The organism is Arthrobacter antioxidans (genome assembly GCF_023100725.1).
In the GTDB taxonomy this organism is placed as follows: Bacteria; Actinomycetota; Actinomycetes; order Actinomycetales; family Micrococcaceae; genus Arthrobacter_D; species Arthrobacter_D antioxidans.
On sequence record NZ_CP095501.1, the window covers coordinates 529,969 to 551,517 of the forward strand.

Annotated in this window: 20 protein-coding genes; 8 read left to right on the forward strand and 12 right to left on the reverse strand. The window is 70.8% G+C overall.

The features are described 5' to 3' along the window. Nucleotides 1-97: 97 nt before the first annotated feature. The 3 genes from MWM45_RS02555 to MWM45_RS02565 all read right to left on the reverse strand — a co-directional run bounded on the left by MWM45_RS02555 (nt 98) and on the right by MWM45_RS02565 (nt 2,534). Complete coding sequence (locus tag MWM45_RS02555; RefSeq protein ID WP_247827994.1) at nt 98-550, reverse strand: hypothetical protein; 453 nt, start codon at nt 548-550, stop codon at nt 98-100. Nucleotides 551-663: 113 nt separating this feature from the next. After that, nucleotides 664-1,509, reverse strand: a complete 846-nt coding sequence (locus tag MWM45_RS02560) for an NAD-dependent epimerase/dehydratase family protein (RefSeq protein ID WP_247829111.1) — start codon at nt 1,507-1,509, stop codon at nt 664-666. A 20-nt stretch (nt 1,510-1,529) separates the two neighbouring features. Then, a complete protein-coding gene (locus tag MWM45_RS02565) occupies nt 1,530-2,534 on the reverse strand; it encodes an aldo/keto reductase family protein (protein WP_247827995.1) in 1,005 nt (334 codons plus the stop codon). A gap of 147 nt (nt 2,535-2,681) precedes the next feature. Between MWM45_RS02565 and MWM45_RS02570 the strand changes: the two genes are divergently transcribed. Both MWM45_RS02570 and MWM45_RS02575 read left to right on the forward strand, forming a co-directional pair. Beyond that, complete coding sequence (locus MWM45_RS02570; protein WP_247827996.1) at nt 2,682-3,755, forward strand: lipid II:glycine glycyltransferase FemX; 1,074 nt, start codon at nt 2,682-2,684, stop codon at nt 3,753-3,755. A 100-nt stretch (nt 3,756-3,855) separates the two neighbouring features. Further along, nucleotides 3,856-5,490 carry a threonine/serine exporter family protein gene (locus tag MWM45_RS02575; protein WP_247827997.1) on the forward strand — a complete coding sequence of 545 codons (1,635 nt, stop codon included), beginning with the start codon at nt 3,856-3,858 and terminating at the stop codon, nt 5,488-5,490. Between the two features lie 94 nt (nt 5,491-5,584). On the opposite strand, the gene MWM45_RS02580 is transcribed toward MWM45_RS02575, so the two are convergent. Continuing rightward, complete coding sequence (locus MWM45_RS02580; protein ID WP_247827998.1) at nt 5,585-6,397, reverse strand: uracil-DNA glycosylase; 813 nt, start codon at nt 6,395-6,397, stop codon at nt 5,585-5,587. A 110-nt stretch (nt 6,398-6,507) separates the two neighbouring features. On the opposite strand from MWM45_RS02580, the gene MWM45_RS02585 reads away from it, so the two are divergent. Further along, nucleotides 6,508-6,813 (forward strand): DUF3263 domain-containing protein, encoded by a 306-nt coding sequence (locus MWM45_RS02585; protein ID WP_199278340.1) that lies wholly within the window; start codon nt 6,508-6,510, stop codon nt 6,811-6,813. A gap of 42 nt (nt 6,814-6,855) precedes the next feature. Further along, the gene (locus MWM45_RS02590) at nt 6,856-7,485 is read left to right on the forward strand and encodes a LytR C-terminal domain-containing protein (RefSeq protein WP_247827999.1); all 630 of its coding nucleotides are present in this window, start codon (nt 6,856-6,858) and stop codon (nt 7,483-7,485) included. 198 nt (nt 7,486-7,683) lie between these two features. Here MWM45_RS02590 and MWM45_RS02595 read toward each other — a convergent pair whose 3' ends face one another. Beyond that, nucleotides 7,684-8,385 carry a TM2 domain-containing protein gene (locus tag MWM45_RS02595; protein ID WP_247829112.1) on the reverse strand — a complete coding sequence of 234 codons (702 nt, stop codon included), beginning with the start codon at nt 8,383-8,385 and terminating at the stop codon, nt 7,684-7,686. A 340-nt stretch (nt 8,386-8,725) separates the two neighbouring features. Between MWM45_RS02595 and groL the strand changes: the two genes are divergently transcribed. After that, nucleotides 8,726-10,360, forward strand: a complete 1,635-nt coding sequence (gene groL / locus MWM45_RS02600) for a chaperonin GroEL (protein WP_043444535.1) — start codon at nt 8,726-8,728, stop codon at nt 10,358-10,360. Nucleotides 10,361-10,505: 145 nt separating this feature from the next. Here groL and MWM45_RS02605 read toward each other — a convergent pair whose 3' ends face one another. The 6 genes from MWM45_RS02605 to MWM45_RS02630 all read right to left on the reverse strand — a co-directional run bounded on the left by MWM45_RS02605 (nt 10,506) and on the right by MWM45_RS02630 (nt 17,698). Beyond that, nucleotides 10,506-10,796, reverse strand: a complete 291-nt coding sequence (locus MWM45_RS02605; RefSeq protein WP_247828000.1) for a WXG100 family type VII secretion target — start codon at nt 10,794-10,796, stop codon at nt 10,506-10,508. 61 nt (nt 10,797-10,857) lie between these two features. Then, nucleotides 10,858-12,459, reverse strand: a complete 1,602-nt coding sequence (locus MWM45_RS02610) for a sensor histidine kinase (RefSeq protein ID WP_336296688.1) — start codon at nt 12,457-12,459, stop codon at nt 10,858-10,860. Between the two features lie 10 nt (nt 12,460-12,469). After that, nucleotides 12,470-13,180: a response regulator transcription factor gene (locus tag MWM45_RS02615; protein ID WP_043444530.1), complete on the reverse strand. Its 711-nt coding sequence runs from the start codon at nt 13,178-13,180 to the stop codon at nt 12,470-12,472. A 59-nt stretch (nt 13,181-13,239) separates the two neighbouring features. Beyond that, the gene (locus tag MWM45_RS02620; RefSeq protein ID WP_247828001.1) at nt 13,240-14,895 is read right to left on the reverse strand and encodes a DNA repair helicase XPB; all 1,656 of its coding nucleotides are present in this window, start codon (nt 14,893-14,895) and stop codon (nt 13,240-13,242) included. Beyond that, the gene (locus tag MWM45_RS02625; RefSeq protein WP_247828002.1) at nt 14,888-17,308 is read right to left on the reverse strand and encodes a helicase-associated domain-containing protein; all 2,421 of its coding nucleotides are present in this window, start codon (nt 17,306-17,308) and stop codon (nt 14,888-14,890) included. The genes MWM45_RS02620 and MWM45_RS02625 overlap by 8 nt, the downstream gene beginning before the upstream one ends. 99 nt (nt 17,309-17,407) lie before the next feature. Continuing rightward, nucleotides 17,408-17,698, reverse strand: coding sequence for a hypothetical protein (locus tag MWM45_RS02630; protein ID WP_247828003.1), 291 nt, complete (start codon nt 17,696-17,698; stop codon nt 17,408-17,410). Between the two features lie 169 nt (nt 17,699-17,867). On the opposite strand from MWM45_RS02630, the gene MWM45_RS02635 reads away from it, so the two are divergent. The 3 genes from MWM45_RS02635 to MWM45_RS02645 are packed head-to-tail and all read left to right on the forward strand — an operon-like array spanning nt 17,868 to nt 20,259. Continuing rightward, the gene (locus MWM45_RS02635; RefSeq protein ID WP_247828004.1) at nt 17,868-18,251 is read left to right on the forward strand and encodes a cold-shock protein; all 384 of its coding nucleotides are present in this window, start codon (nt 17,868-17,870) and stop codon (nt 18,249-18,251) included. Between the two features lie 9 nt (nt 18,252-18,260). Then, nucleotides 18,261-18,947 (forward strand): DUF3027 domain-containing protein, encoded by a 687-nt coding sequence (locus tag MWM45_RS02640; RefSeq protein WP_247828005.1) that lies wholly within the window; start codon nt 18,261-18,263, stop codon nt 18,945-18,947. A gap of 34 nt (nt 18,948-18,981) precedes the next feature. Next, nucleotides 18,982-20,259 carry an MFS transporter gene (locus MWM45_RS02645; protein ID WP_247828006.1) on the forward strand — a complete coding sequence of 426 codons (1,278 nt, stop codon included), beginning with the start codon at nt 18,982-18,984 and terminating at the stop codon, nt 20,257-20,259. A 92-nt stretch (nt 20,260-20,351) separates the two neighbouring features. Here the strand turns inward: MWM45_RS02645 and serC are convergent, their stop codons facing one another. Beyond that, nucleotides 20,352-21,476: a phosphoserine transaminase gene (gene serC / locus MWM45_RS02650; RefSeq protein ID WP_247828007.1), complete on the reverse strand. Its 1,125-nt coding sequence runs from the start codon at nt 21,474-21,476 to the stop codon at nt 20,352-20,354. Between the last annotated feature and the right edge of the window lie 73 nt (nt 21,477-21,549).

Sequence of the window (21,549 nt, forward strand, 5' to 3'; positions counted from 1 at the left end):
GCGCGACAGGGCATATTCCGGATGTGTGCTGCATCACGGGTACGACGAGGCCCCGGGGGCATGCCCCGGGGCCTCGTACTGCATCACGCGGTGGGCGCTACTCGATGTCCTGCTCGTCGATCGCGCTCAGCGGCGACCCGCCGCGGTTGGCGGGATCGTCGCTCGCGTCGACCTCGTCGTCCTCCATCATGCCGAAGTCGACGTCGGCCGCGGCCTCGCCGAGCATCGGCTCCTCCGGCGGGTACTGCTCGTCGCCGTGCTCGTACCGGGCCTCGGCCGTCTCCGTGCGCAGGGTCTGGTCGCTGAGGACGCCTTCCTCGCCGACCACGGCGACACCGTTCTCATCGGCGACGGCCCCGGTCGCCCCGGGCTCGTCCTGCAGCAGCGGATCCTCCTGCCAGCGGTCCGGATTGTCCTCCGCTGCGCCCTCGTAGCTGTCCGGTCGGCCCTCGAGGACCGGGTCGAAGGCCTCCGGGGCCAGCGCGTCGTTCGGCACCTCGGGCTCCTCGCCAACGATGGTCAGTTCCTCATCGGGAAGGTTCTCGGTCATCTTCTCTGCCTTTCGTCGGTGCTGCGCGTCTTCAATCATCAGCCTACTGATGAACTGGTCCGGACGACAGTCCGCACCGCTGCCCGGACCGGCGGACCTGCCCGGGTGTCGCCCTAGACGTGGTCGCGCCAGCTGTGCCGGGGCTCGTACCCCAGTACCCGGCGGGCCCTGTCGATCGACAGCAGCGTCTCGTGTTCGCCCACCTCGCGCGTCAGCTCCACCCCGGGGAACACCTCGGCCGCCAGGTCCGCGCTGGCGCGGCTCATCACGGTGTCGGCGGCCGCGATGATGAAGCGGTCGAAGCCCGGCACCGCGTGCTCGAGGGCCTTCGCCACGGCCTGGGCGCCGTCCCTCCCGTCGATGTACCCCCAGAGGTTCCACTTCCGGGCGGTCGCGTCCGCGTCGAAGGACGGGAACCCGGCGTAGTCCTCCGGGTCCATGACGTTCGAGAAGCGCAGCGCCGTGATGCTCAGCCGGGGATCCCAGCGCGTCAGCTCGATCGCCAGCTGCTCCTCGAGGTGCTTGACGAGCGAGTAGGTGCTCTCGGGCCGGGCCGGGTACTCCTCGTCCACCGGGATGTACGGGGGCGGGGTGTCGAACGGGAGCCCGAGGACGGTCTCGCTGGACGCGTACACGACCCGCTTGATGCCCGCCCGCCGGCAGGCCTGGAAGACGTTGTAGGTGGCGGCCATGTTGTTGTGGAACGTCGCCACATCCGCCTGCAGGCCCGGAGCCGGGATGGCCCCGAGGTGCACGACGGCGTCGACGCCGGAGTGCCGGTCGTCCACGCCGAGGAGGGCGTCGACCACCTGGCCGTAGTCCCGCAGGTCGATGCGCAGGAACGTCGGGGTGCGCTCGCCGTGCTGGTCGAGCTCGAGGACGGTGTGCCCTGCCTCGCGCAGGCCGCGGACCACACTCCGCCCCAGCTTCCCGTTGGACCCCGTGACCGCGACGGTCAGGGGGCTGGTCGCAGCCACCATCAGACGGGCCGCGTCTCGGGTGAGACGGTCTTCGCGACGTCCGTCTCGGCGAGGTCGCCGATGGCGTCGTCGATCGCCTTCAGGACGTCGTCCTCGAGCTTCACGCCGGCGGCGGCGGCGTTCGACTCCACCTGCTCGGGCCGGGAGGCGCCGATGATCGCCGAGGCCACGTTCCTGTTCTGCAGCACCCACGCGATGGCCAGCTGCGCCATCGTGAGGCCCACGCCGTCGGCGATGGGTGCGAGCTTCTGCACGCCGGTGAGCACCTCGTCGCTCATCCAGCGCTTGATCATGTCGGCGCCGCCCTTGTCGTCCGAGGCGCGGGTGCCCTGCCCTGGCTGGGCGCCCGGCGTGTACTTGCCGGTCAGCACGCCCTGCGCGACGGGTGACCAGACGATCTGCGACAGCCCGAGTTCCTCGGACGCGGGGACGACGTCGCCCTCGATGACACGCCACAGCATCGAGTACTGGGGCTGGTTGGAGATGAGCTGGAAGCCGAGGTTCTTCGCGAGGGCGTGGCCGTCGCGGATCTGCTGGGCCGTCCACTCGCTGACCCCGATGTACAGGGCCTTGCCCTGGCGCACGATGTCGGCGAACGCCTGCATCGTCTCCTCGAGGGGCGTCTCGTAGTCGTACCGATGCGCCTGGTAGAGGTCGACGTAGTCGGTCTGCAGGCGCTGCAGCGACCCGTCGATCGACTCCATGATGTGCTTGCGGGACAGCCCGACGTCGTTGTGTCCCTTGGGCCCGGTGGGGCCCCAGACCTTCGTGAAGATCTCGAGCGACTGGCGCCGCTCGCCCTTGAGCGCTTCGCCGAGGACCGTCTCCGCCGCGGTGTTCGCGTAGACGTCCGCAGTGTCGAAGGTGGTGATGCCGACGTCGAGCGCCGCACGCACGCACTGGGTGGCGACGTCGTTCTCCACCTGCGATCCGTGGGTGAGCCAGTTGCCGTAGGTGATTTCCGAGATCTTGAAGCCGCTGTTGCCGAGGTATCTGAAGTCCATATCGCCGATGCTAGCCACCCGGATGGGACGAGTACAGGAAACCCGGTTCCCAAGGCAACAAGTACGGCGCTGCGACGCGGAGGCGTAGTGTGCAGCCGCTAGACTTGTGGGCGTCCTTCTGTTGCCACCACCAGTGAATGAGGAATCTTGGTCGATTTCAGCGCTCGTTTCGCCACCGGGACGGAGCAGCGGGACTGGGATTCCCTCGTGATGGCGAACCCGGGCGGGGGCAACATGCTCTCCTCCGCCGCGTTCGCGGAGGTGAAGTCGCACCACGGGTGGCGGCCGCGCTTCGTGGTCCTCGAAGGCCCCGGGTACACGACCCACACCCTCCTCCTCGAGAAGAAGGTCCCCGTCATCGGGGCCCTGTGGTACCTGATCAAGGGCCCCACGGTCACCGACGCCGCCCACGTCCCCGCCGCGGCGCGTGCCGTCGCCGACCTCGCCCGCAGGGAGGGGCACAAGGTCTTCGCGATCAAGGTGGAACCGGACCTCGTGGACGGTCCGGAGGTCCGCGAGGCGCTGCAGTCGGCGGGGCTCGTCAAGACCTTCAACCTGCAGCCCAACGACAGCACGGCCATCCTGGACACCACGCCGGACGCGAACCAGCTGCTGCGGAACCTGCACTCGCGCGGCCGCAACGCGGTCCGCAGGGCCATCCGCGAGGGCGTGGAGGTCCGGCGCATGGAGCCGACGCAGGAGACCTTCAGGGCCATGTACTCGCTCATGACGCATATCGAGGACCGCTCGGCGGCACGCATGCGCTCGTTCGAGTACTACAGCCGCTTCTGGCAGAACTTCGTGGACGCCGGGCAGGGCCGTTTCTACTTCGTGTACGAGGACGGACAGCCCTCGGTCGGAGCCTTCGTGGTCAACTACGGCACCAAGGGCACCTACAAGGACGGCGGTTCACGCCCTGGGAGGAGCCAGTACGGGGACTCCCACCTGGTGCAGTGGCGGGCCATCACCGACCTCAAGGACGAGTTCGGGATCGTCGAATACGACTTCTGCGGCACCCCGCCCGGCGACCGGCTGAAGGACACGGACCACCCGTTCCACGGCCTGGGACTGTTCAAGACGAGTTTCACCAAGACGGTGACGGATTTCGCCGGCTGCTACGACCTCGTGGTCAGCGGCTGGAAGTATCGTGTCTGGAACACGATCGCGGAGCGTGTGGCGCGCCAGATCTACTGGCGGCGCACGCATCAGCCGTTCTACTGAGGAAGAGCCCGCACAGGGCACGGTGATCGATGCATGAAAGGCCGCTGTGACAGACGGTTCGACCCCGGCCGATGGGCTCCTGCCCCCTGACCCATCACCCATGGCGGAAGCGCTCCCGGTCATCCGGCGGCCCTTCGACCCGTCCGACGACGAGAAGCGTCAGCTGGCGGCGGGCAAGGGGGGTGCCGGCCGGAAGGGTGGCAGGGCAGGGGCTCCGCCCAAGCGCCCGGCGTCGGAACCGAAGATCCCCCGGCCGTCCCGCCAGCGGCAGCCTGTCACGCGGCCCACCGACGCGCTGCCCACCACACCACGGAGCGTGCCGTCGTCGAGCCGGTCCAACGCCGCAGCCCGGAACGTGCTCCGCCGCCTCGTGCAGGGCGAAGCGCCGCCCACCCAGGCCATGAGCATCGTGGAGCGACTGGCCGGCAGCCCCTACGCGAACCCGATGATCCAGGTCGGCGGTCCCGACGCCGGAGCGCGCAAGGCCCTGGACTTCGCCCTCAACCTCGCCGAGACCATGTTCCGGTACGGCGCGGGAGCCCTCGAGGTGGAGACGAGCATCATCGCGGTCACGGCCGCCTTCGGCCTCGACCACATCGAGGTGGACATCACCAACCAGTCCGTGATCATCAACTACTCCGCGAAGGACCAGACGCCGACGACGGTGCTGCGGGTGGTCCGCTCCTGGACGAACAACTACGCGGGCCTCACGGCCATCCACCGGCTCGTCTCCGACATCGCCGACGGCGGGGTCTCGCGGACCGAGGCCGCCCAGCGGCTCGACGAGATCACCCACCGGCCGAAGCCTTTCCCGCGCTGGATGGTGACCGCCGCGTTCGGCATCTTCTCGGCCGCCATCGTGGCCTTCGTCGGCGGGACCCTGCTCGGCTCGCTGGTGGGGTTCATCAGTTGCATCCTCGTGGACCTGGTCAGCCGCAAGCTGGGGGAGTGGCGCGTCCCGGAGTTCTTCTCCGTCGCCACCTCGTCCGCGCTCGTCACCCTGATCGCGATGCTGTTCTGGTGGCTCGAGGTGCCCATCACCCCGGCACTGGTGGTGGTGGGCGGCATCCTGCTGCTCCTGCCGACCGGCCGACTCGTCTCGGCCACGCAGGATGCCATCAACGGGTTCCCGGTCACGGCCGCAGGCCGGTACCTCTCCGCCATCCTCGTCTTCGCGGCGCTCGTGGCGGGTATCGCCGTCGCCCTCGTAGCCGGGTCGGCCATCGGGATCCCTGAACTCGACGTCTTCGAATCCGCCGGCAGCCAGTACCCGTGGCCCCTGGTCGCGGTGCTCGTCTTCATCGCCGTGGCCATGATCTGCATCGCCGAGCAGACCGATGTGAAGCTCGTGATCCCCACCTCGCTCGTCGCCGTCGCCGGGTATCTGCTCATGATCAGCGCCGTCGCAGCGGGCGTCGGGTACCGGCTGGCGCCGGCCCTCGCGGCCATCCTGATCGGCGGACTCTCGCGCGTCGTGTCCCTCCGGCTCGGCGCCCCCCAGCTCGTCGTCGCGGTTCCCGCCGTACTGTTCCTCTACCCCGGGCTGTCCATCTTCCGCTCGATGTACATGCTCACGATCGAGTCGGAGATCGTGTCCGACGGCGCGCTCGGCCTGTTCAACGCCCTGACGGTCGTGCTGGCGATCGCGGCGGGCGTGGTCCTCGGCGACAACCTGGCGCGACCCTTCACGCGGAAGCTCAGCTCCGACGAGCGGCAGCGGAACCGACGGCGGTAGTCGGAGGCGTCGACCCGCCGGCACGGCGCCGCCCTCCCGCAGGACAGGCGGTGGACGTCCTGTAGAGATGGGGTGCGGGCCCGGGGATCGGGCGTCAGTCGGTCCGGCCCGCCGTGCGCGTCCAGTCGACGGGGTCGGCGCCCTGCGCGGCCAGGAGGTCGTTGGCGCGGGAGAAGGGCCGGGAACCGAAGAACCCGCGGGAGGCGGAGAGCGGGCTGGGGTGCACCGACTCGACCGTCGGCGTCGGTCCGAGCAGCGGCTTGAGGCGGAGCGCGTCCTTGCCCCACAGGATGGCCACGAGCGGCCCGCCCCGCGCCACGAGCGCACGGATGGCGGCATCGGTCACGTCTTCCCACCCCCATCCCCGGTGCGATGCCGCCTCGCCTGCACGGACCGTCAGCACGCGGTTCAGCAGGAGGACACCCTGCTCGGCCCAGCCGGACAGGTCGCCCGATGCGGGCGGCTCCGCACCCGTGTCGGACGCCAGCTCGCGGTAGATGTTCGCGAGGCTTCGCGGGATCGGCCGGGTCCGCGGATCGACGGCGAAGCTGAGCCCGACGGCGTGCCCGACCGTCGGGTAGGGGTCCTGCCCCACGATGACCACGCGCACGCGGTCCATCGGCGTGCTGAAGGCCCGGAGGATCCGGGACGGATCGGGCAGGACCCGGCGTCCGCCGTCGAGCTCCTCCGCCAGGGACACGGCGAGCCGGTGAAGGACCGGCTCCACCGGTTCGAGCGCGGCCGCCCAGTCGGCGGGAACCAGGTCCTCGATGCGGGCCGGGGCGGCGAAGGGGAAGGCCGAGGTGTCGGGGGTCGGCTGTCCGGCCGCCCGAGGTCCCGCGGCGCCGGTCGCGCCGCCCCTGGGCGCATCCGGCAGGTCGAACAGTGTGGGGTCGGCGGAAGTCATGACCCCATTCTCGCCCGGTCGGCCAAGCGGTGCCGTCCGAATGACAGTGCTGTCATTCCCCACTATCATGGGATGACAGTTATGCCCGCTGACGGAAGGCGACAGGGGAGATGGCCGAGCCACAGCGGCATTCGGATGACGCGACGTCCGGGACGGACGATCGGCTGGCCCTGGGCGACCGCGAGCAGCGGATGCTTGCCCTCGAACGCGAGTGGTGGAAGTACTCCGGTGCCAAGGAGCAGGCCATCCGTGACCTGTTCAGCATGTCCGCCACCCACTACTACCAGGCGCTCAACGCCCTCATCGACACCGAAGCGGCCCTCGCCCACGACCCGATGCTCGTCAAGAGGCTGAGGCGCCTCAGGTCCACCCGTCAGAAGGCACGCTCGGCCCGCCGGCTCGGCGCGGACATCTAGCACGTCCCGCCAGTCTCGACGAGCGAAGGACCACGCACACCCATGACCGATCACCCGCGGGACGAATTCGACCGCGTCCCGGCAGCGTCAGCGCGCCAGGGCGTCCACCGCGAGCGGCTCATCCCGGCACGGTCGAACGGCCTCGCACCCAAGCTCGCGGTGGGCGTCCTGGCGCTCCTGATCGGTCTGGGCTCGTTCTTCCTTCTTCCCCGCCTCGGCTTCCCGGGCGGGAACGACGGCGGCACGTCGTCGTCGTCGAGCCCCGAGGCCTCCGCGACGGGAGGCGGAGCGGCGACGGCGGAGCCTTCGGGTACCGCGTCCCCCGGCGCGACGAGTGAGCCGGACGGCACGGCGACCGGCGGCGCGTCGGCCTCCGCCTCCGACGAGGCCGACCCCGCGGACCGGGCCCAGACCGTCAACGTGCTCAACGGCACGGGTGCGCCGGGGCTGGCGTCGGTGGCGGCCGGCCGCCTGGCGGGAGCCGGATGGACCTCGGCCCTTCCCGGGAACTGGGCAGGCGTTCCCGTGGACGCGTCCGTCGTCTTCTACAACGGCGAGGATCAGCGGGCCGACGCTGAAGCCGTGGCCGAGGACCTCGGCATCACGGACCTCGTCGAGAGTGCTGACGTCTCGCCGGCCATCTCCGTGGTCCTCGGGCCGGAGTTCCAGTAAGCGGCGGAGCCTGCAGGGCCTCCCCTCCGCGGGGGACGCCGCGGCTGATCCGCGTCCGCCGAAGCGGACCATGGGTGACGCCGCATCCGCCGAAGGCCGGATCATGTCCACCGCCGCGCAGGCGGAAGGCCGGATCATGTCCACCGCCGGGATGCGGCGCGGCGGGAGGGACCGTCGGGAGCCCCACCCGCCGGCGCGTCAATCCTTGAGCGGGATGCCGCGGGCGTCCCGGCGGAACTGCTCCGACCCGACGAGGATCATGATGCCCTCGATGAGCCCCCAGATGCCCGCAGCGATGGCGCTCAGTCCGAACGTGAGCGCGGCGCCCACCGTCGACATGAGGAGCTGGATGATGCCGATCGTGGTGAAGCCGAGGTAGAACCGGTGGATGCCCAGGGAGCCGAGGAGGATGCCCAGGACGCCGGCGATGACCCTGGACTTCTGCGGAGCGTACGGCTGGCCGTACGGGCCCGGGTTGTAAGCGCCCGGGTTGTACGGGCCCGGGTTGTAAGCGCCCTGGTTGTATCCGCTCTGGCCGTACGGAGTCTGTGCATAGGGGGCCTGGCCCCCGGCCTGCGGGTGCGGGGGCTGCTGCTGGTAGGGCGACGGTTGCTGGTAAGGGCCCTGCTGGCGGGGGTACTGCTGGTACGGCGGCTGCTGGTAAGGGCCCTGCTGGTACGGCGGTTGCTGGTAAGGGCCCTGCTGGTATGGGGGCCGCTGGTGGGGCTGGTCCCCGTAGGGGTCTCCGGCGGTGTCGCCGGGGGCGCCATCCCGTGGTGCGTACGGCTCCGGGGACGGGCGGTTCCCGCCGCTCGGTCGCCCGGGGCGGGCTGCGTCGGCAGCTCCGCCCGCCGTACCGTGCTCCCCGGACTCTTCGTGGTCCGGACCGCTTGCTGACATCGACACAGTGCCTCCTTGACTGATGGTCCGCCCAACCTATGCCCTCGCGAGTCTCCGCGCCATGGCACCGGGACGAGGTCGGCGGGAGGGTGTGGCGACCCGCACCGAGGGGCCCGGGCGGGTTGCACTCATAGGGTGGGAGTGCTAATTATTGAGTTAGCACTCGCGCGCGCAGACTGCTAAGACTGTGCGTGGCGCGTGAAGCAGGCAAACCTCTGTGGTGGGGGTGGTGCAGGAGCGTGAAAGAGATCGTTCCGGCACCGCCCGGCCGTCGCGGGCACCACACGCAGGCAAGCATTCACATGCTGAAATGCAACCGTCCCGAAAGGACCTAAGCCGTATGGCCAAGATCATTTCTTTTGATGAAGAGGCCCGCCGCGGCCTCGAGCGGGGCCTCAACATCCTCGCTGACGCCGTCAAGGTGACCCTCGGCCCCCGTGGCCGCAACGTCGTGCTCGAGAAGAAGTGGGGAGCCCCCACCATCACGAACGACGGCGTGTCCATCGCCAAGGAGATCGAGCTCGACGACCCGTTCGAGAAGATCGGTGCCGAGCTCGTCAAGGAGGTCGCCAAGAAGACCGACGACGTCGCAGGCGACGGCACCACCACCGCCACCGTGCTCGCCCAGGCCCTGGTCAAGGAAGGCCTGCGCAACGTCGCGGCCGGCGCCGACCCCCTGAGCCTCAAGCGCGGCATCGAGAAGGCCGTGCAGGCCGTCACCGAGGAACTGCTCGCCTCCGCCAAGGAGATCGAGACCAAGGAGCAGATCGCTGCTACCGCGTCCATCTCCGCCGGTGACAACGAGATCGGCGCCCTGATCGCCGAAGCACTCGACAAGGTGGGCAAGGAAGGCGTCATCACCGTCGAGGAGTCCAACACCTTCGGGCTGGAGCTCGAGCTCACCGAGGGAATGCGCTTCGACAAGGGCTACATCTCGGGCTACTTCGTCACCGACGCAGAGCGCCAGGAGACGGTCCTCGAGGATCCCTACATCCTGATCGTGAACTCGAAGATCAGCAACGTGAAGGATCTCGTCGCCGTCCTCGAGAAGGTCATGCAGTCGGGCAAGCCGCTGCTCATCATCGCCGAGGACATCGAGGGTGAAGCCCTGGCGACCCTCGTGGTCAACAAGATCCGCGGCACCTTCAAGTCCGTCGCCGTCAAGGCCCCGGGCTTCGGAGACCGTCGCAAGGCGCAGCTCGCCGACATCGCCATCCTCACCGGTGGCCAGGTCATCGCCGAGGAAGTCGGCCTCAAGCTCGAGACCGCCACCCTCGACCTGCTCGGCACTGCCCGCAAGGTCGTCGTGACCAAGGACGAGACCACCATCGTCGAAGGTGCCGGCGACGCCGACGCCATCGCCGGACGCGTGGCCCAGATCCGCGCCGAGATCGACAACTCCGACTCCGACTACGACCGCGAGAAGCTGCAGGAGCGCCTGGCCAAGCTGGCCGGCGGCGTTGCAGTCATCAAGGCCGGCGCCGCAACGGAGGTCGAGCTCAAGGAGCGCAAGCACCGCATCGAGGACGCCGTCCGCAACGCGAAGGCCGCCGTCGAGGAAGGCATCGTCGCCGGTGGTGGCGTGGCCCTCATCCAGGCCGGCGCCAAGGCGTTCGCCAACCTCAAGCTCACGGGCGACGAGGCGACGGGCGCGAACATCGTCCGCGTCGCCATCGACGCACCGCTGAAGCAGATCGCCTTCAACGCCGGCCTCGAGCCCGGCGTCGTCGTCGACAAGGTCCGCGGCCTGCCTGCCGGCCACGGCCTGAACGCGGCCACCGGCGTGTACGAGGACCTCCTCGCCGCCGGGGTCAACGACCCCGTGAAGGTCACCCGCTCGGCCCTGCAGAACGCAGCGTCGATCGCAGGCCTGTTCCTCACCACCGAGGCCGTCGTGGCCGACAAGCCGGAGAAGGCAGCTCCTGCCGGCGGCGGCGACGACATGGGCGGCATGGGCGGCATGGGCGGCTTCTAGTCCCCACCGCCCGCGCGGCACCCGCGAGCAGCACGACCAGAGGGCGGCACTCCCGGACAGGGGGTGCCGCCCTTTCGTGTGCGGGGCCCGGACGGGGACACCGGCCGCTGCCGGGCTCAGGCGTCGCCCGCCCGGCCTGTCCCGGTCAGCTCATGAACATCCGCGCGTTGCTCTGCTCGGCATCGGCGTACTGCTGCGTGGCGACGTTCAGGGCCGTGTTGATGCCCGTCAGCGACTCCTCGACCTGCTGCTGCGTGGCCCGCCACTGCAGGATGAGCTGCTGGAAATTGGTGGCTGCCTGCCCCGTCCAGAGGCCCTCCAGTTCACGCAGCCCGGCCTGCATGGAGTTCACCTCCGCCTGCAGCCTCCCGATGGTGCCCTGGACCTGACCGCTCTTGGCCGCCAGGCTGTCGGTGTCGACGTTGAAGAATGCCATGCTGTGCTCCCGTGCTCGCGCTTCCTTGACGTCGTCGACGCTAGGGCACGGGCGGGGACGATCAGCGGGCGTCGCGGCGTTTGTGGACAACAGGCTTCGTCGGCGGGGGCTGTGGAGGAGTGATGCCGTTCGAGAAGGCCGGGTGATGATCGGAGTCCGGCTCGCCGGGCACGTCCGTCACCGCCCTCTCGGACACGCCGTCCTGCTCCGGGGCTCCCTCCTCGGTGGTCTCCCCGTCCAGCGGGACGTGCGGAAGCCGGATCGACAGGGTCGCGCCGCCGCCCGGCGTCTCCTCGAGCCTGACCGAGCCGTCGTGCTGGGCCACCAGTGCGGCGACGATCGCGAGGCCGAGTCCCGTGCCCCCGGTCTCGCGATGACGCGAGGTGTCCGCCCGGTAGAAACGCTCGAAGACCTTCGCGGCGTCCTCCTCGGAGATCCCGGGGCCGTGGTCGCGCACCTCCAGGACGGAATCGCTGTGGCCGTGCAGCACGGGGGCCACACCGACCGCGATCTCGATGGGCGAACCGGCGGGCGTGTACCGCAGCGCGTTGGTCATCAGGTTCGCGACCACCTGGCGGAGCCGCGCCTCGTCCCCCCGGGTGGGTGCGGAGCGGGGGCTGCCGCCGTCGAGCCCGACGACGGAGATGGTGCGGTCCGGGGCGGTGGCCCGCGCGTCGAAGGCGGCGTCATGGCCGAGCACCGTGAGGTCCACGGGCTTCACGTCGGGGCGGCGCTGCTCGTCGATCCGCGCGAGCGTCAGCAGGTCCTCGACCAGCTGGCCCATGCGGATCGCCTCGCTCTCGATGCGGCCCATCGCGGCGGCGACGTCCTCGTCCTTCTGCAGGGCCCCGTGCCGGTACAGCTCCGAGTAGCCGCGGATGGTGACGAGCGGGGTCCTCAACTCGTGGGACGCGTCGGCGACGAACCGCCGCATCTTGGTCTCCGACGCGGTGCGGGCGGCGAACGCCCGCTCGATGTGCGCGAGCATCGCGTTGAGGGACCGGGAGAGCCGCCCGATCTCGGAGGCGGGGCGTTCGACGGCGACGCGACGGGAGAGGTCGCCGGTCGCGATCGCTGCCGCCGTCCGCTCCACGCGGGCGAGCGGCGCGAACTGCCGCGTCACCGTCACGAAGGCGATGAGGGAGGCCAGGGCCGTGGTGACGAGGCCCGAGGTGAAGATGATCTCCTTCGCCTCCTGCACCGATTCGTTCACCGTGTTCAGGCGGGAGGCGATGGCGAGGTAGCCGTCGGTGTTCGCGAAGCGGAAGATCCGCACGCGCCACCCCTGGCTGTCGGCGTCGGTGCTGGGCACATCGAAACCCGAGCCGTCGAGATCGATGATGCGTTCCTGCGTGATGTCCCCGAGATCGGGCACGTCGGCGGCGTCGTCGGACTGGTTGGCCACCACCACACCGCCCTCGCTGTCCAGTAGGGCCGCGTAGTACCTCAGCACGGCGCCGTCCGCCTGCGGCTCGGTGGAGTAGATGTCGTTCGCGACGGTCCTGGCGTTGTTCCACAGGTCCTGGTCCACGCGGTCCACCAGTCCGTCACGCAGCAGCGAGACGGTGGCGAGGCCGGTGATGCCCACGGTGACGATCATCAGGAGCATGATGATCGCCACGAGCTGCGAGCGGAGCGACGCCGCGTTCCAACGCTTGACCAAGTCGCCGGTGCTACCGCTTGTCAGCGGTGCGCAGGAGATATCCCACGCCCCGCTTGGTCTGGATCAGGGCGACGGCGTCGGGGTTCCTGTCGATCTTCCGCCGCAGGTAGGAGATGTAGGACTCCACGATCGACGCGTCGCCGTTGAAGTCGTACTCCCAGACGTGGTCCAGGATCTGCGCCTTGGACAGCACGCGGTTCGGGTTCATCATGAGGTAGCGCAGGAGCTTGAACTCGGTGGGGGAGAGGTCGATGGTCTCGCCGTTGCGCCGGACCTCGTGCGCGTCGTCGTCCAGTTCCAGGTCGGCGACGCGGATCACGGCGTCGTCGTCCTCGAGCGGGTGCGTGCGGCGCAGGACGGCGCGGATGCGCGCGACGACCTCGTCGAGGCTGAACGGCTTCGTCACGTAGTCGTCGCCGCCGACCGTGAGGCCCGTGACCTTGTCGTCCGTGTCGTCCCGGGCCGTCAGGAAGACGACGGGGAAGTGCCGGCCTGCGGCACGGAGGCGCCGAGTAACGGTGAAGCCGTCCATGTCGGGGAGCATGACGTCGAGGACGGCGAGATCGGGATTGTGCGTCTCGGCGGCGGCGAGGGCGTCCCGGCCGTTGGCGGCGGCGACGACGTCGAAACCGGCGAAGCGCAGCGACGTCGACAGGAGTTCGCGGATGTTCGGTTCGTCGTCGACGACCAGGAGTTTCGCTTCAGGGCCTGTTTTTTTCACCCTCCCAGTATCCTCGCGATGCCTGTGAATTGGCTGGACCATTCCTGTAAGGGGGCTCCTCAGTCCCTGGGCCCGTTGTCCGCGATGGCGGTGGCGTCGAGGATGCGGTACGCGTAGCCCTGCTCCGCGAGGAAGCGCTGGCGCTTCGCCGCGAAGTCCTGGTCGAGCGTGTCCCGCGCTACGACGGTGTAGAACCGGGCCGCACGGCCGTCCGTCTTGGGCCGCAGCAACCGGCCGAGGCGCTGGGCCTCCTCCTGGCGTGACCCGAACGAGCCGGAGACCTGGATCGCGACGGACGCCTCCGGGAGATCGATCGAGAAGTTGGCGACCTTCGACACCACGAGCACGGTGATCTCCCCGGCCCGGAAGGCGTCGAAGAGCCGCTGCCGCTCCTTCACGGGGGTCTCGCCCTTGATGACGGGGGCGTCGAGGCGCGCCGCGAGGTCGTCGAGCTGGTCGATGTACTGGCCGATGACGAGCAGCTGCTCACCCCGGTGCGCCGCCACGAGCTTCTCCACCACGTCGGACTTGGTGTCCGACGTCGCGCACAGGCGGTACTTGTCGCCGTCGTCGGCCATCGCGTAGGCGACCCGCTCGTCCCGCGGCAGGTCGACGCGCACCTCCACGCAGTCCGCGGGGGCGATGTACCCCTGCGCCTCGATGTCCTTCCAGGGGGCGTCGTAGCGCTTCGGTCCGATGAGCGAGAAGACCTCGCCCTCGCGGCCGTCCTCGCGGACGAGCGTCGCGGTGAGGCCGAGCCGGCGGCGGGCCTGGAGGTCCGCCGTCATCTTGAAGATGGGCGCCGGGAGGAGGTGCACCTCGTCGTACACGATCAGGCCCCAGTCGTTGGCGTCGAGCAGCTCGAGGTGCGGGTACAGGCCGCCGCGCTTCATCGTGAGGACCTGGTACGTCGCGATGGTCACGGGACGGACCTGCTTCACCGCGCCGGAGTACTCCCCGATCTCGTCCTCAGTCAGGGACGTCCGCTTGAGCAGCTCGTCCTTCCACTGCCGCGCGGACACCGTGTTGGTGACGAGGATCAGCGTGGTGGTCTGGCTCGTGGCCATGGCGGCGGCACCCACGAGGGTCTTCCCCGCGCCGCACGGCAGGACGACGACGCCCGAGCCGCCCGACCAGAAGTTCTCGACCGCGAGCTTCTGGTACGGGCGCAGCGTCCAGCCGTCCTCGTCGAGCACGATCGGGTGCGGCGTCCCGTCCACGTAGCCGGCGAAGTCCTCCGCCGGCCACCCGAGCTTGAGCAGCAGCTGCTTGAGCTGGCCGCGCTGGGAGGAGTGCACCACGACGGTCTCGCCGTCGATCCTGGGCCCGAGGAGGGGCTGGATCTTCTTCGCGTGCAGGACCTCCTCGAGGACGGGGTAGTCCGTGGTGCGCAGCACCAAGCCGTGCTGCGGGTCCTTCTCGAGCCGGAGGCGCCCGTACCGGGACATGGTGTCCTCGATGTCGATCAGGAGGGCGTGCGGCACCGGGAAGCGGGAGTATTTCAGGAGGGTGTCGAGGACACGCTCGGCATCGAGGCCGGCGGCGCGCGCGTTCCAGAGCCCGAGGGGCGTGAGCCGGTAGCTGTGCACGTGCTCGGGGGCGCGCTCGAGTTCGGCGAACGCGGCGATCGCGTGGCGCGCCTCGGTGGCCTGCTCGTGGTCCACCTCGAGCAGGATGGTCTTGTCACTCTGGACGATCAGCGGTCCGTCAACCATCGGCGGCGCTCCCTTCGAGGATCTCCACGTCCATGACGCGGTGTACGGACACGACTTTCTCCACCTGGTTCTCGGGATCGAACACCCGCAGGCGGCCTCCCGACACCGAGAGTGGAACAAGGACCTGGCGCACGTGATTCCCCTCGCTGTCCGCGGTGCCGAGGCGGATCCTGCTGCGCGACCGGATGGCCGCGCGCAGCGTCTCCAGCCCCAGGAGCGTCTCGCTGTCGGCGGCCCCCGCCGGATCGGCGGGGCCCGGGCGGGGAGCGCGGAGGGCGGCCAGCTGCGCCGTGATCTCCTCCTCGACGACCGACCACGGGTTGAGCCGCGACCTGAGCTTGTCCGGCGCCACACCGCCGGGTGCGGCCGGATCGGCCGTCCCGGCGGGCGCGGGCGCGACGGCGGTCACGGCGTCCGACGCGGGGGCGAAACCGAGGTCGCGGAGCAGGCCCGCCAGCTCCTGGGCGGAGGCGGGGGACACCAGGACGGTCGGTGCGATCTGCACGATGCCGAGCACCGCGGCGCGGGGGTCCGCCAGAACCGTGGCGGCGACGGCGTCGTCGTCCGTGCGCAGGTAGCTGCCGGCCCGGCCGACACGGAGGCCGCCGTAGCGGGACGCGGTGTCCTCGACGAGATACGTCAGGGCCTGCGGGATCTCCGTGGCCGAGTGCGTGCGGAGGAAGGCGAGGATGGAGGGCGCGTCCTCCCCGGCGTCGAGGGCCGTCCGGATGGAGTCGGCGGAGAAGCGGTAGGTCGTGGCAGGCCCCTGGCCCTCGGGCGTGGACATGCGCAGGAGGCCGCGTGCGACCTCGGGCTGCAGGTACCCGGGCGCGACGGCGGTGAGATCGGCCTGCAGCACCACGTGGGAGACAGGGGCAGGCAGGGCGTCCCGTACACCAAGGGTGGCCTCCTCGAAGCGTCCCTGCGCGACGAGCCGACCGGACTCGGCCAGTGCTCCGCCGCCGGTCAGCCCGAGCGCGGCGGCCTCGGCCATCATGCCGGGGATCAGTCGGGAGAAGCGCCGGTAAAGGCGCGGCTGGTGCCAGGTGGCGAGGCCGACGACGGCCTGGTCGGTCAGGACGGGGACGTTCCCGCGTGCTCCGACGCCGTCCGCTCCGTCCGCGTCCGTGGGGGCATCCGACAGGTCGAGGGCGACGGAGAGGAGCCGCTGGCGCACCATCGGTGCGTCGGGCCGGGACGCCTCCGCGGCGAGGGCGTTGACGGATGTGCCGTCCGGCAGCTTCGATCCGACGAGCGCCGGGGCCCGGTCGACGGCGAGCCACCCCTCGACGAGCAGCTGCCACTGGGCGTCCCGGTCCAGCGACTCCCAGGCGTCCGGCCGGGGGGCCTTCCAGCGGGAGTCGTCCGGATCGAGCACGAGGAGCCCGACGGCGGCCGCGAGCTCGAGCAGCCATGCGGCGTCGCCGTCGCTGCACTGCACCGCTTCGCGGACGCGCCGCAGCTCGCGCACACCCACCCCGCCGGAGCGGAGGGTGGAGACGGGGGAACCGGCGACGACGGCGAGCAGGGACCCCACCTGCCGCAGGGTCTCCGCGATCGCGCCGAACGCCGCGTTGTCGCGCAGCGTGGCGCGCGTGGTCCGCGCAGCGGCGACCGGGGGCTCCAGATCGAGGGAGGCGAACACGGCGTGGCCACGGACCGCCCGTCCGACGCCGCGGGGGAGCTCGACGTGCAGGGCGTCCAGCGGTGCCAGCAGGCAGCGGTCCAGAAGCCACTGCACGGCGGGCGAGGCGCCGCCGTCGCCTCCGGTCGCCGTCGAACCGACCGGGGTGTCGCGGAGGCGTGCGAGCAGGGTCGGCGCGCCCTCGGGGGCGTCGGCCATGAGCCGGTCCCAGGCGTCCGGATCCGCAGTCACCCGGTCCAGCACCCGTGCCGCGGCGGCCGACGTCAGCGCTTCGTTCCCGGGGTCCGGGGCGAGGACCGCGGCGGCGCGGACGAGCGCCGGACCGAAACGCGGGATGGAGCGGGCGAGGGTCTTGAAGGAACGGCCGAGGCCCGCCGGGTAGGGTGCCACGGCGTCGGCCATCGCTCCGACGGGCAGGAAGCCCTCCGCCGCGGACCCGACGACGAGGGCACGCCGGGCGAGGTCGGCGAGGATCTCCTCGACCGCGTCGGTGTTCCCCTGCGACAGGGCGGCGGCGAGGGGGGCGGGCGGTACCGCGGCGCCGTCGTCCTCGGTGAGGACCACGAGGGCCTCGAGGACCTGGAGCTGGGGGCGCGTGACATTGTCCAGGGCCCGCTGCAGGCTCGTGCGCGAGGACGCGCGGGCCGCGAGCGCGGCGAAGTCCGGCACCGGCGGAAGGATGAGGTCGGGCCGGACGGTGAGGAGGCGGCGTACGTCGTCATCGCTCCGGAGGGCCAGCTGATCGGCCAGTGCTCGGATTGCGGACATCACCTCAAGATTACCCGGCGCCGCCGACACGGGTCCGTGGGCCGCTGTGCGTGCGCGGCGGCACCCGCCGTGCGGCGTGCGGTGCCCGCCGGGGTGGGCTCAGGAGTTCCGGCGGGAGAGGACGGACCCGATGAGCAGCGAGACCATCAGGAGGAAGGCGATCGGCAGGCAGAAGTAGCTGGCCAGGACGAAGCCGGGCCATACGATCCCCTGCAGGAAGGCCGTTGCGAGGATGGCCGCCAGGGATACGAGCCCGACACCGGCGAAGGCGACCGCGAGGACCATGACCAGGAAGCGGCCGCGTGACGGGCCCCCGGGTGCGCCGTCCGGCACCGCTGTATCGCCGGCGTTGCGGGAGGTGGGGTTCGTGGCCGATTCGTCAGGGATCATAGCCGTCCCAGACTACAAGAACCGCGCGAGGAGCCGCTCGCGACGCTATACCCTAGGAGGCACAGACTTCCCCGGCGGCAGCAGCGCGCCTGGGTGCCAGGCGGCCTGCGTGGACCGGGCCAGGGCCGCCGGTGACACCGCCCGGTACAGCCAAGAAGAGGTAGACGACGTGCCCATCGGCAAAGTGAAGTGGTTCGACGCGGACAAGGGATTCGGTTTCCTGGCCACGGACGACGGCAAGGAAGTGTTCCTGCACGCCTCGGCCCTGCCAGCGGGCGTGACCGAGGTCACGGTGGGCGCGAAGCTGGAGTTCGGGGTCGCCGACGGGCGTCGCGGCCCCCAGGCGCTCTCCGCGCGCATCCTCGAGCAGCCTCCCTCCGTGGCCAAGGCCAGCCGGAAGAGCGCCGATGACATGGCCGTCATCACGGAGGATCTCATCAAGCTCCTCGACGGCGTCTCCAACAACCTCCGCAAGGGGCGCTACCCGGAGAAGGCGCACGCGGCGAAGGTCGCAGCGGTGCTGCGGGCGGTCGCCGACGACCTCGACGCGTAAACTTCCATCATGATCCCGAGCAACCTGGACGCCGTCGACGGTGCTTCCTCGACCTACATCGACGCGACGCCCGTGGTCGCCGAGCCCGGCGCGCCCGCCGTCGTCGAGGCCACGCGCAAGCCCCGGGTGGCCCGCCGCATCCCGAAGACCGACTCCGTGCTCGAAGCCGCCGTGGAGCGTGCACGACAGGGCGTACTGGAGATCGCCCCCGAGTCCCAGGTGGGCCGGCACGTGTCGGCCACGATCGACGGAGAGCGCCTGGTCACCCACCGGTTCGAGGCCTTCGTGCCCGGCTACGGCGGATGGCAGTGGTACGCGAGCGTGGCCCGCGTGGCGCGGAGCAAGGACGTGACGGTCTGCGAAGTGGGGCTGCTGCCCTCCTCGGCCTCCCTGCTGGCGCCCGAGTGGCTGCCGTGGTCGGAGCGCGTGCGTCCCGAGGACTCGCCGCAGGACGAGGCGTCGCCGTCGGATGCCGCCGGAGACGCCGGGGCGACCGAGGCGGCTGATGCCGCCGATGCACCCGTCACCGCCGACGCGGCTGGTACCGCCGACGCACCCGTCACCGCCGACGCGGCTGATACCGCCGACGCACCCGTCACCGCCGACGCGGCTGGTACCGCCGACGCACCCGTGACCCCGGTGGCCGGCGAGGACGATCCGGAGACCTCCGCCGCGGAACAGCCCGACGCCGAGTGATCCACGCGGGGTGCCGGAGCGGACGGGGAGGGGCATGAGCACCTTCCGGTCCCTCGGCATCCACAACTACAGGCTCTGGTTCATCGGGGCGCTGATCTCCAACATCGGCACGTGGATGCAGCGGACCGCGCAGGACTGGCTGGTCTACGACATCCTGACCGAGCAGAACGCGTCGGCGCTGGGGATCGTCATGGCCCTGCAACTGGGGCCCCAACTCGTGATCGCGCCGTGGGCGGGCCTCATCGCGGACACCGTCGACCGGCGGAAGCTCCTCGTGACCACGCAGGTGGCGATGGCGCTGCTGGGCGTCGGCCTCGGACTGATGGTCCTCCTGGACGTCGCCGCCCTCTGGCATGTCTACGCCTTCGCCCTGGCGCTCGGCGTCGTCTCGGCCTTCGACGCCCCGGCCCGGCAGGCGTTCGTCTCGGACCTCGTACGCGACGAGTACCTCCCCAACGCCGTGGCGCTCAACAGCGCCTCCTTCAACGGGGCCCGCCTCGTGGGCCCCGCCATCGCCGGGCTGCTGACCGCGGGCGTGGGGCCGGGATGGGTGTTCATGATCAACGCCCTGACGTTCGGTGCGATGGTCTACGTGATGCTCGCAATGCGCAGTTCCGAACTGAACGCGCAACCGCGTCCGGCGCCGGGCAAGGGGCGCATCAGGGCGGGCTTCCGCTACGTGCGGGGCCGGCCGGACCTCATGATGGTGATGCTCGCGATCTTCATCGTCGGAACCTTCGGACTGAATTTCGCCGTGTTCATCGCCGCGATGGCGCGCACCGAGTTCGGCCAGGGCGCCGGGGTCTTCGGGGTGCTGTCCTCGGTGATGGCCGTGGGCTCCGTCGCGGGCGCACTGCTCTCCGCCCGGCGCGACAGGCCGCGCCTGCGGTTCATCTTCGGCGCCTCGGCGGCCTTCGGGATCGCGTGCGCGCTGGCCGCCCTGGCACCCACCCTGTGGCTCTTCGGGCTGGCGCTCGTGCCCGTGGGCCTGTTCGCGCTCACGCTGATGACCAGCGCCAACGCCTACGTGCAGACCACCACGGAACCGGCCATGCGCGGACGCGTCATGGCCCTGTACTTCGCCATCTTCCTCGGGGGGACGCCCCTCGGAGCGCCGGTGGTGGGGTGGGTCTCGGACATGTTCGGCCCGCGGTGGAGCCTCGGGGTCGCGGCGGCGTCGGGACTGGTCGCCGCCGGTGCGGGGATCTTCTGGGCATGGCGCTACCACGCCGTGCGGCTGCGCTACGACCGTTCGGCGCCCCGACGCCTGCGCATCGACCACGAGGCCGGCGCGTCCGATCCCACACCGTAGGCCGGTCCGCGGACAGGGCCTTCTGGGGCGGTCCGCGCGGACGGGGACCCGCCGCGGAGGTCGGAGCGGGCCGGGTCCCCGGACGAACCGACCTACAGGAGGTTCTCGACCACGTGGTCGATGCAGCCGATGAGGGCCGAGACGTCGTCGGGCTCGATCGCCACGAAGGTGGCGACGCGGAGCTGGTTGCGCCCCAGCTTCCGGTACGGCTCGACGTCGACGACGCCGTTGGCGCGCAGGATCGCGGCGATGCGGGCGGCGTCCACGGCGTCGTCGAAGTCCACCGTCACGATCACGTTCGAGCGGTCCTCGGGGCGTGCCACGTAGGGGCTCGCCACGGGGGAGGCCTCCGCCCAGCGGTACAGCCGTCCCGCCGAGTCCGCCGTCCGGGCCGCCGCGAAGGGCAGGCCGCCCTGCGCGTTGAGCCACCGCACCTGCGCCTCCAGCGTGACGAGGGTCGCCAATGACGGCGTGTTGTAGGTCTGGTCGAGGCGCGAGTTGTCGATGGCGGTCTGCAGGTTGAGGAAGTCCGGGACCCACCGGTCACCGGCGGCGATGCGCGCAGCGCGCTCCAGTGCGGCGGGGGAGAAGAGGCCGAGCCACAGGCCGCCGTCGGAGGCGAAGTTCTTCTGCGGCGCGAAGTAGTAGACGTCCGCCTGGGCGACGTCGACGTCGAGCCCGCCTGCTGCCGAGGTGGCATCGACGACGACGAGCGCGCCGTCGTCGGCGCCCTCGACGCGCCGGACGGGTGCCGCCACCCCGGTGGAGGTCTCGTTCTGCGGCCAGGCGTAGACGTCGACGCCCTCCTCCGCCGTCGCGTCCGGGCGGGTGCCCGGCTCGCTCGTGAGGATGCTGGAGGCGTCGAGGAACGGCGCCTTGTCGGTGGCGGACGCGAACTTGGAACCGAACTCGCCGAAGGAGAGGTGCTGGGCCTTCCGGTCGACGAGGCCGAAGGTGGCGACGTCCCAGAAGGCCGTCGAACCGCCGACGCCGAGGACCACCTCGTACCCGTCGGGGGCGGCGAAGAAGGTGCCGAGCCCATCGCGGATGCGCCCCACGAGGTCGCGGACCGGGGCCTGGCGGTGGGAGGTCCCGAGGAGGGACGTGCCGGCCGCGACGAGGGCGTCGATCTGGCCGCTCCTGACCTTCGACGGGCCCGCACCGAAGCGGCCGTCCGAGGGGAGGAGGTGTGCGGGAATGCGGGGCGACTCGCTCATGGGGGCTCCAGCTCTGGGACGGCAGGGGTTCAGACTTCATTCTGCCCCAGCGGTCGGTGGCCCTCCATTTGTT

What these genes read in the sequence shown, in the direction of transcription:
- groL (WP_043444535.1), top strand. Translation starts at nt 8,726, where the DNA reads ATGGCCAAGATCATTTCTTTTGATGAAGAGGCCCGCCGCGGCCTCGAG.
- serC (WP_247828007.1), bottom strand. Translation starts at nt 21,476, where the DNA reads ATGAGCGAGTCGCCCCGCATTCCCGCACACCTCCTCCCCTCGGACGGC.
- MWM45_RS02645 (WP_247828006.1), top strand. Translation starts at nt 18,982, where the DNA reads ATGAGCACCTTCCGGTCCCTCGGCATCCACAACTACAGGCTCTGGTTC.
- MWM45_RS02625 (WP_247828002.1), bottom strand. Translation starts at nt 17,308, where the DNA reads ATGTCCGCAATCCGAGCACTGGCCGATCAGCTGGCCCTCCGGAGCGAT.
- MWM45_RS02605 (WP_247828000.1), bottom strand. Translation starts at nt 10,796, where the DNA reads ATGGCATTCTTCAACGTCGACACCGACAGCCTGGCGGCCAAGAGCGGT.
- MWM45_RS02640 (WP_247828005.1), top strand. Translation starts at nt 18,261, where the DNA reads ATGATCCCGAGCAACCTGGACGCCGTCGACGGTGCTTCCTCGACCTAC.
- MWM45_RS02555 (WP_247827994.1), bottom strand. Translation starts at nt 550, where the DNA reads ATGACCGAGAACCTTCCCGATGAGGAACTGACCATCGTTGGCGAGGAG.
- MWM45_RS02580 (WP_247827998.1), bottom strand. Translation starts at nt 6,397, where the DNA reads ATGACTTCCGCCGACCCCACACTGTTCGACCTGCCGGATGCGCCCAGG.
- MWM45_RS02565 (WP_247827995.1), bottom strand. Translation starts at nt 2,534, where the DNA reads ATGGACTTCAGATACCTCGGCAACAGCGGCTTCAAGATCTCGGAAATC.
- MWM45_RS02620 (WP_247828001.1), bottom strand. Translation starts at nt 14,895, where the DNA reads ATGGTTGACGGACCGCTGATCGTCCAGAGTGACAAGACCATCCTGCTC.
- MWM45_RS02595 (WP_247829112.1), bottom strand. Translation starts at nt 8,385, where the DNA reads ATGTCAGCAAGCGGTCCGGACCACGAAGAGTCCGGGGAGCACGGTACG.
- MWM45_RS02585 (WP_199278340.1), top strand. Translation starts at nt 6,508, where the DNA reads ATGGCCGAGCCACAGCGGCATTCGGATGACGCGACGTCCGGGACGGAC.
- MWM45_RS02590 (WP_247827999.1), top strand. Translation starts at nt 6,856, where the DNA reads ATGACCGATCACCCGCGGGACGAATTCGACCGCGTCCCGGCAGCGTCA.
- MWM45_RS02630 (WP_247828003.1), bottom strand. Translation starts at nt 17,698, where the DNA reads ATGATCCCTGACGAATCGGCCACGAACCCCACCTCCCGCAACGCCGGC.
- MWM45_RS02575 (WP_247827997.1), top strand. Translation starts at nt 3,856, where the DNA reads ATGGCGGAAGCGCTCCCGGTCATCCGGCGGCCCTTCGACCCGTCCGAC.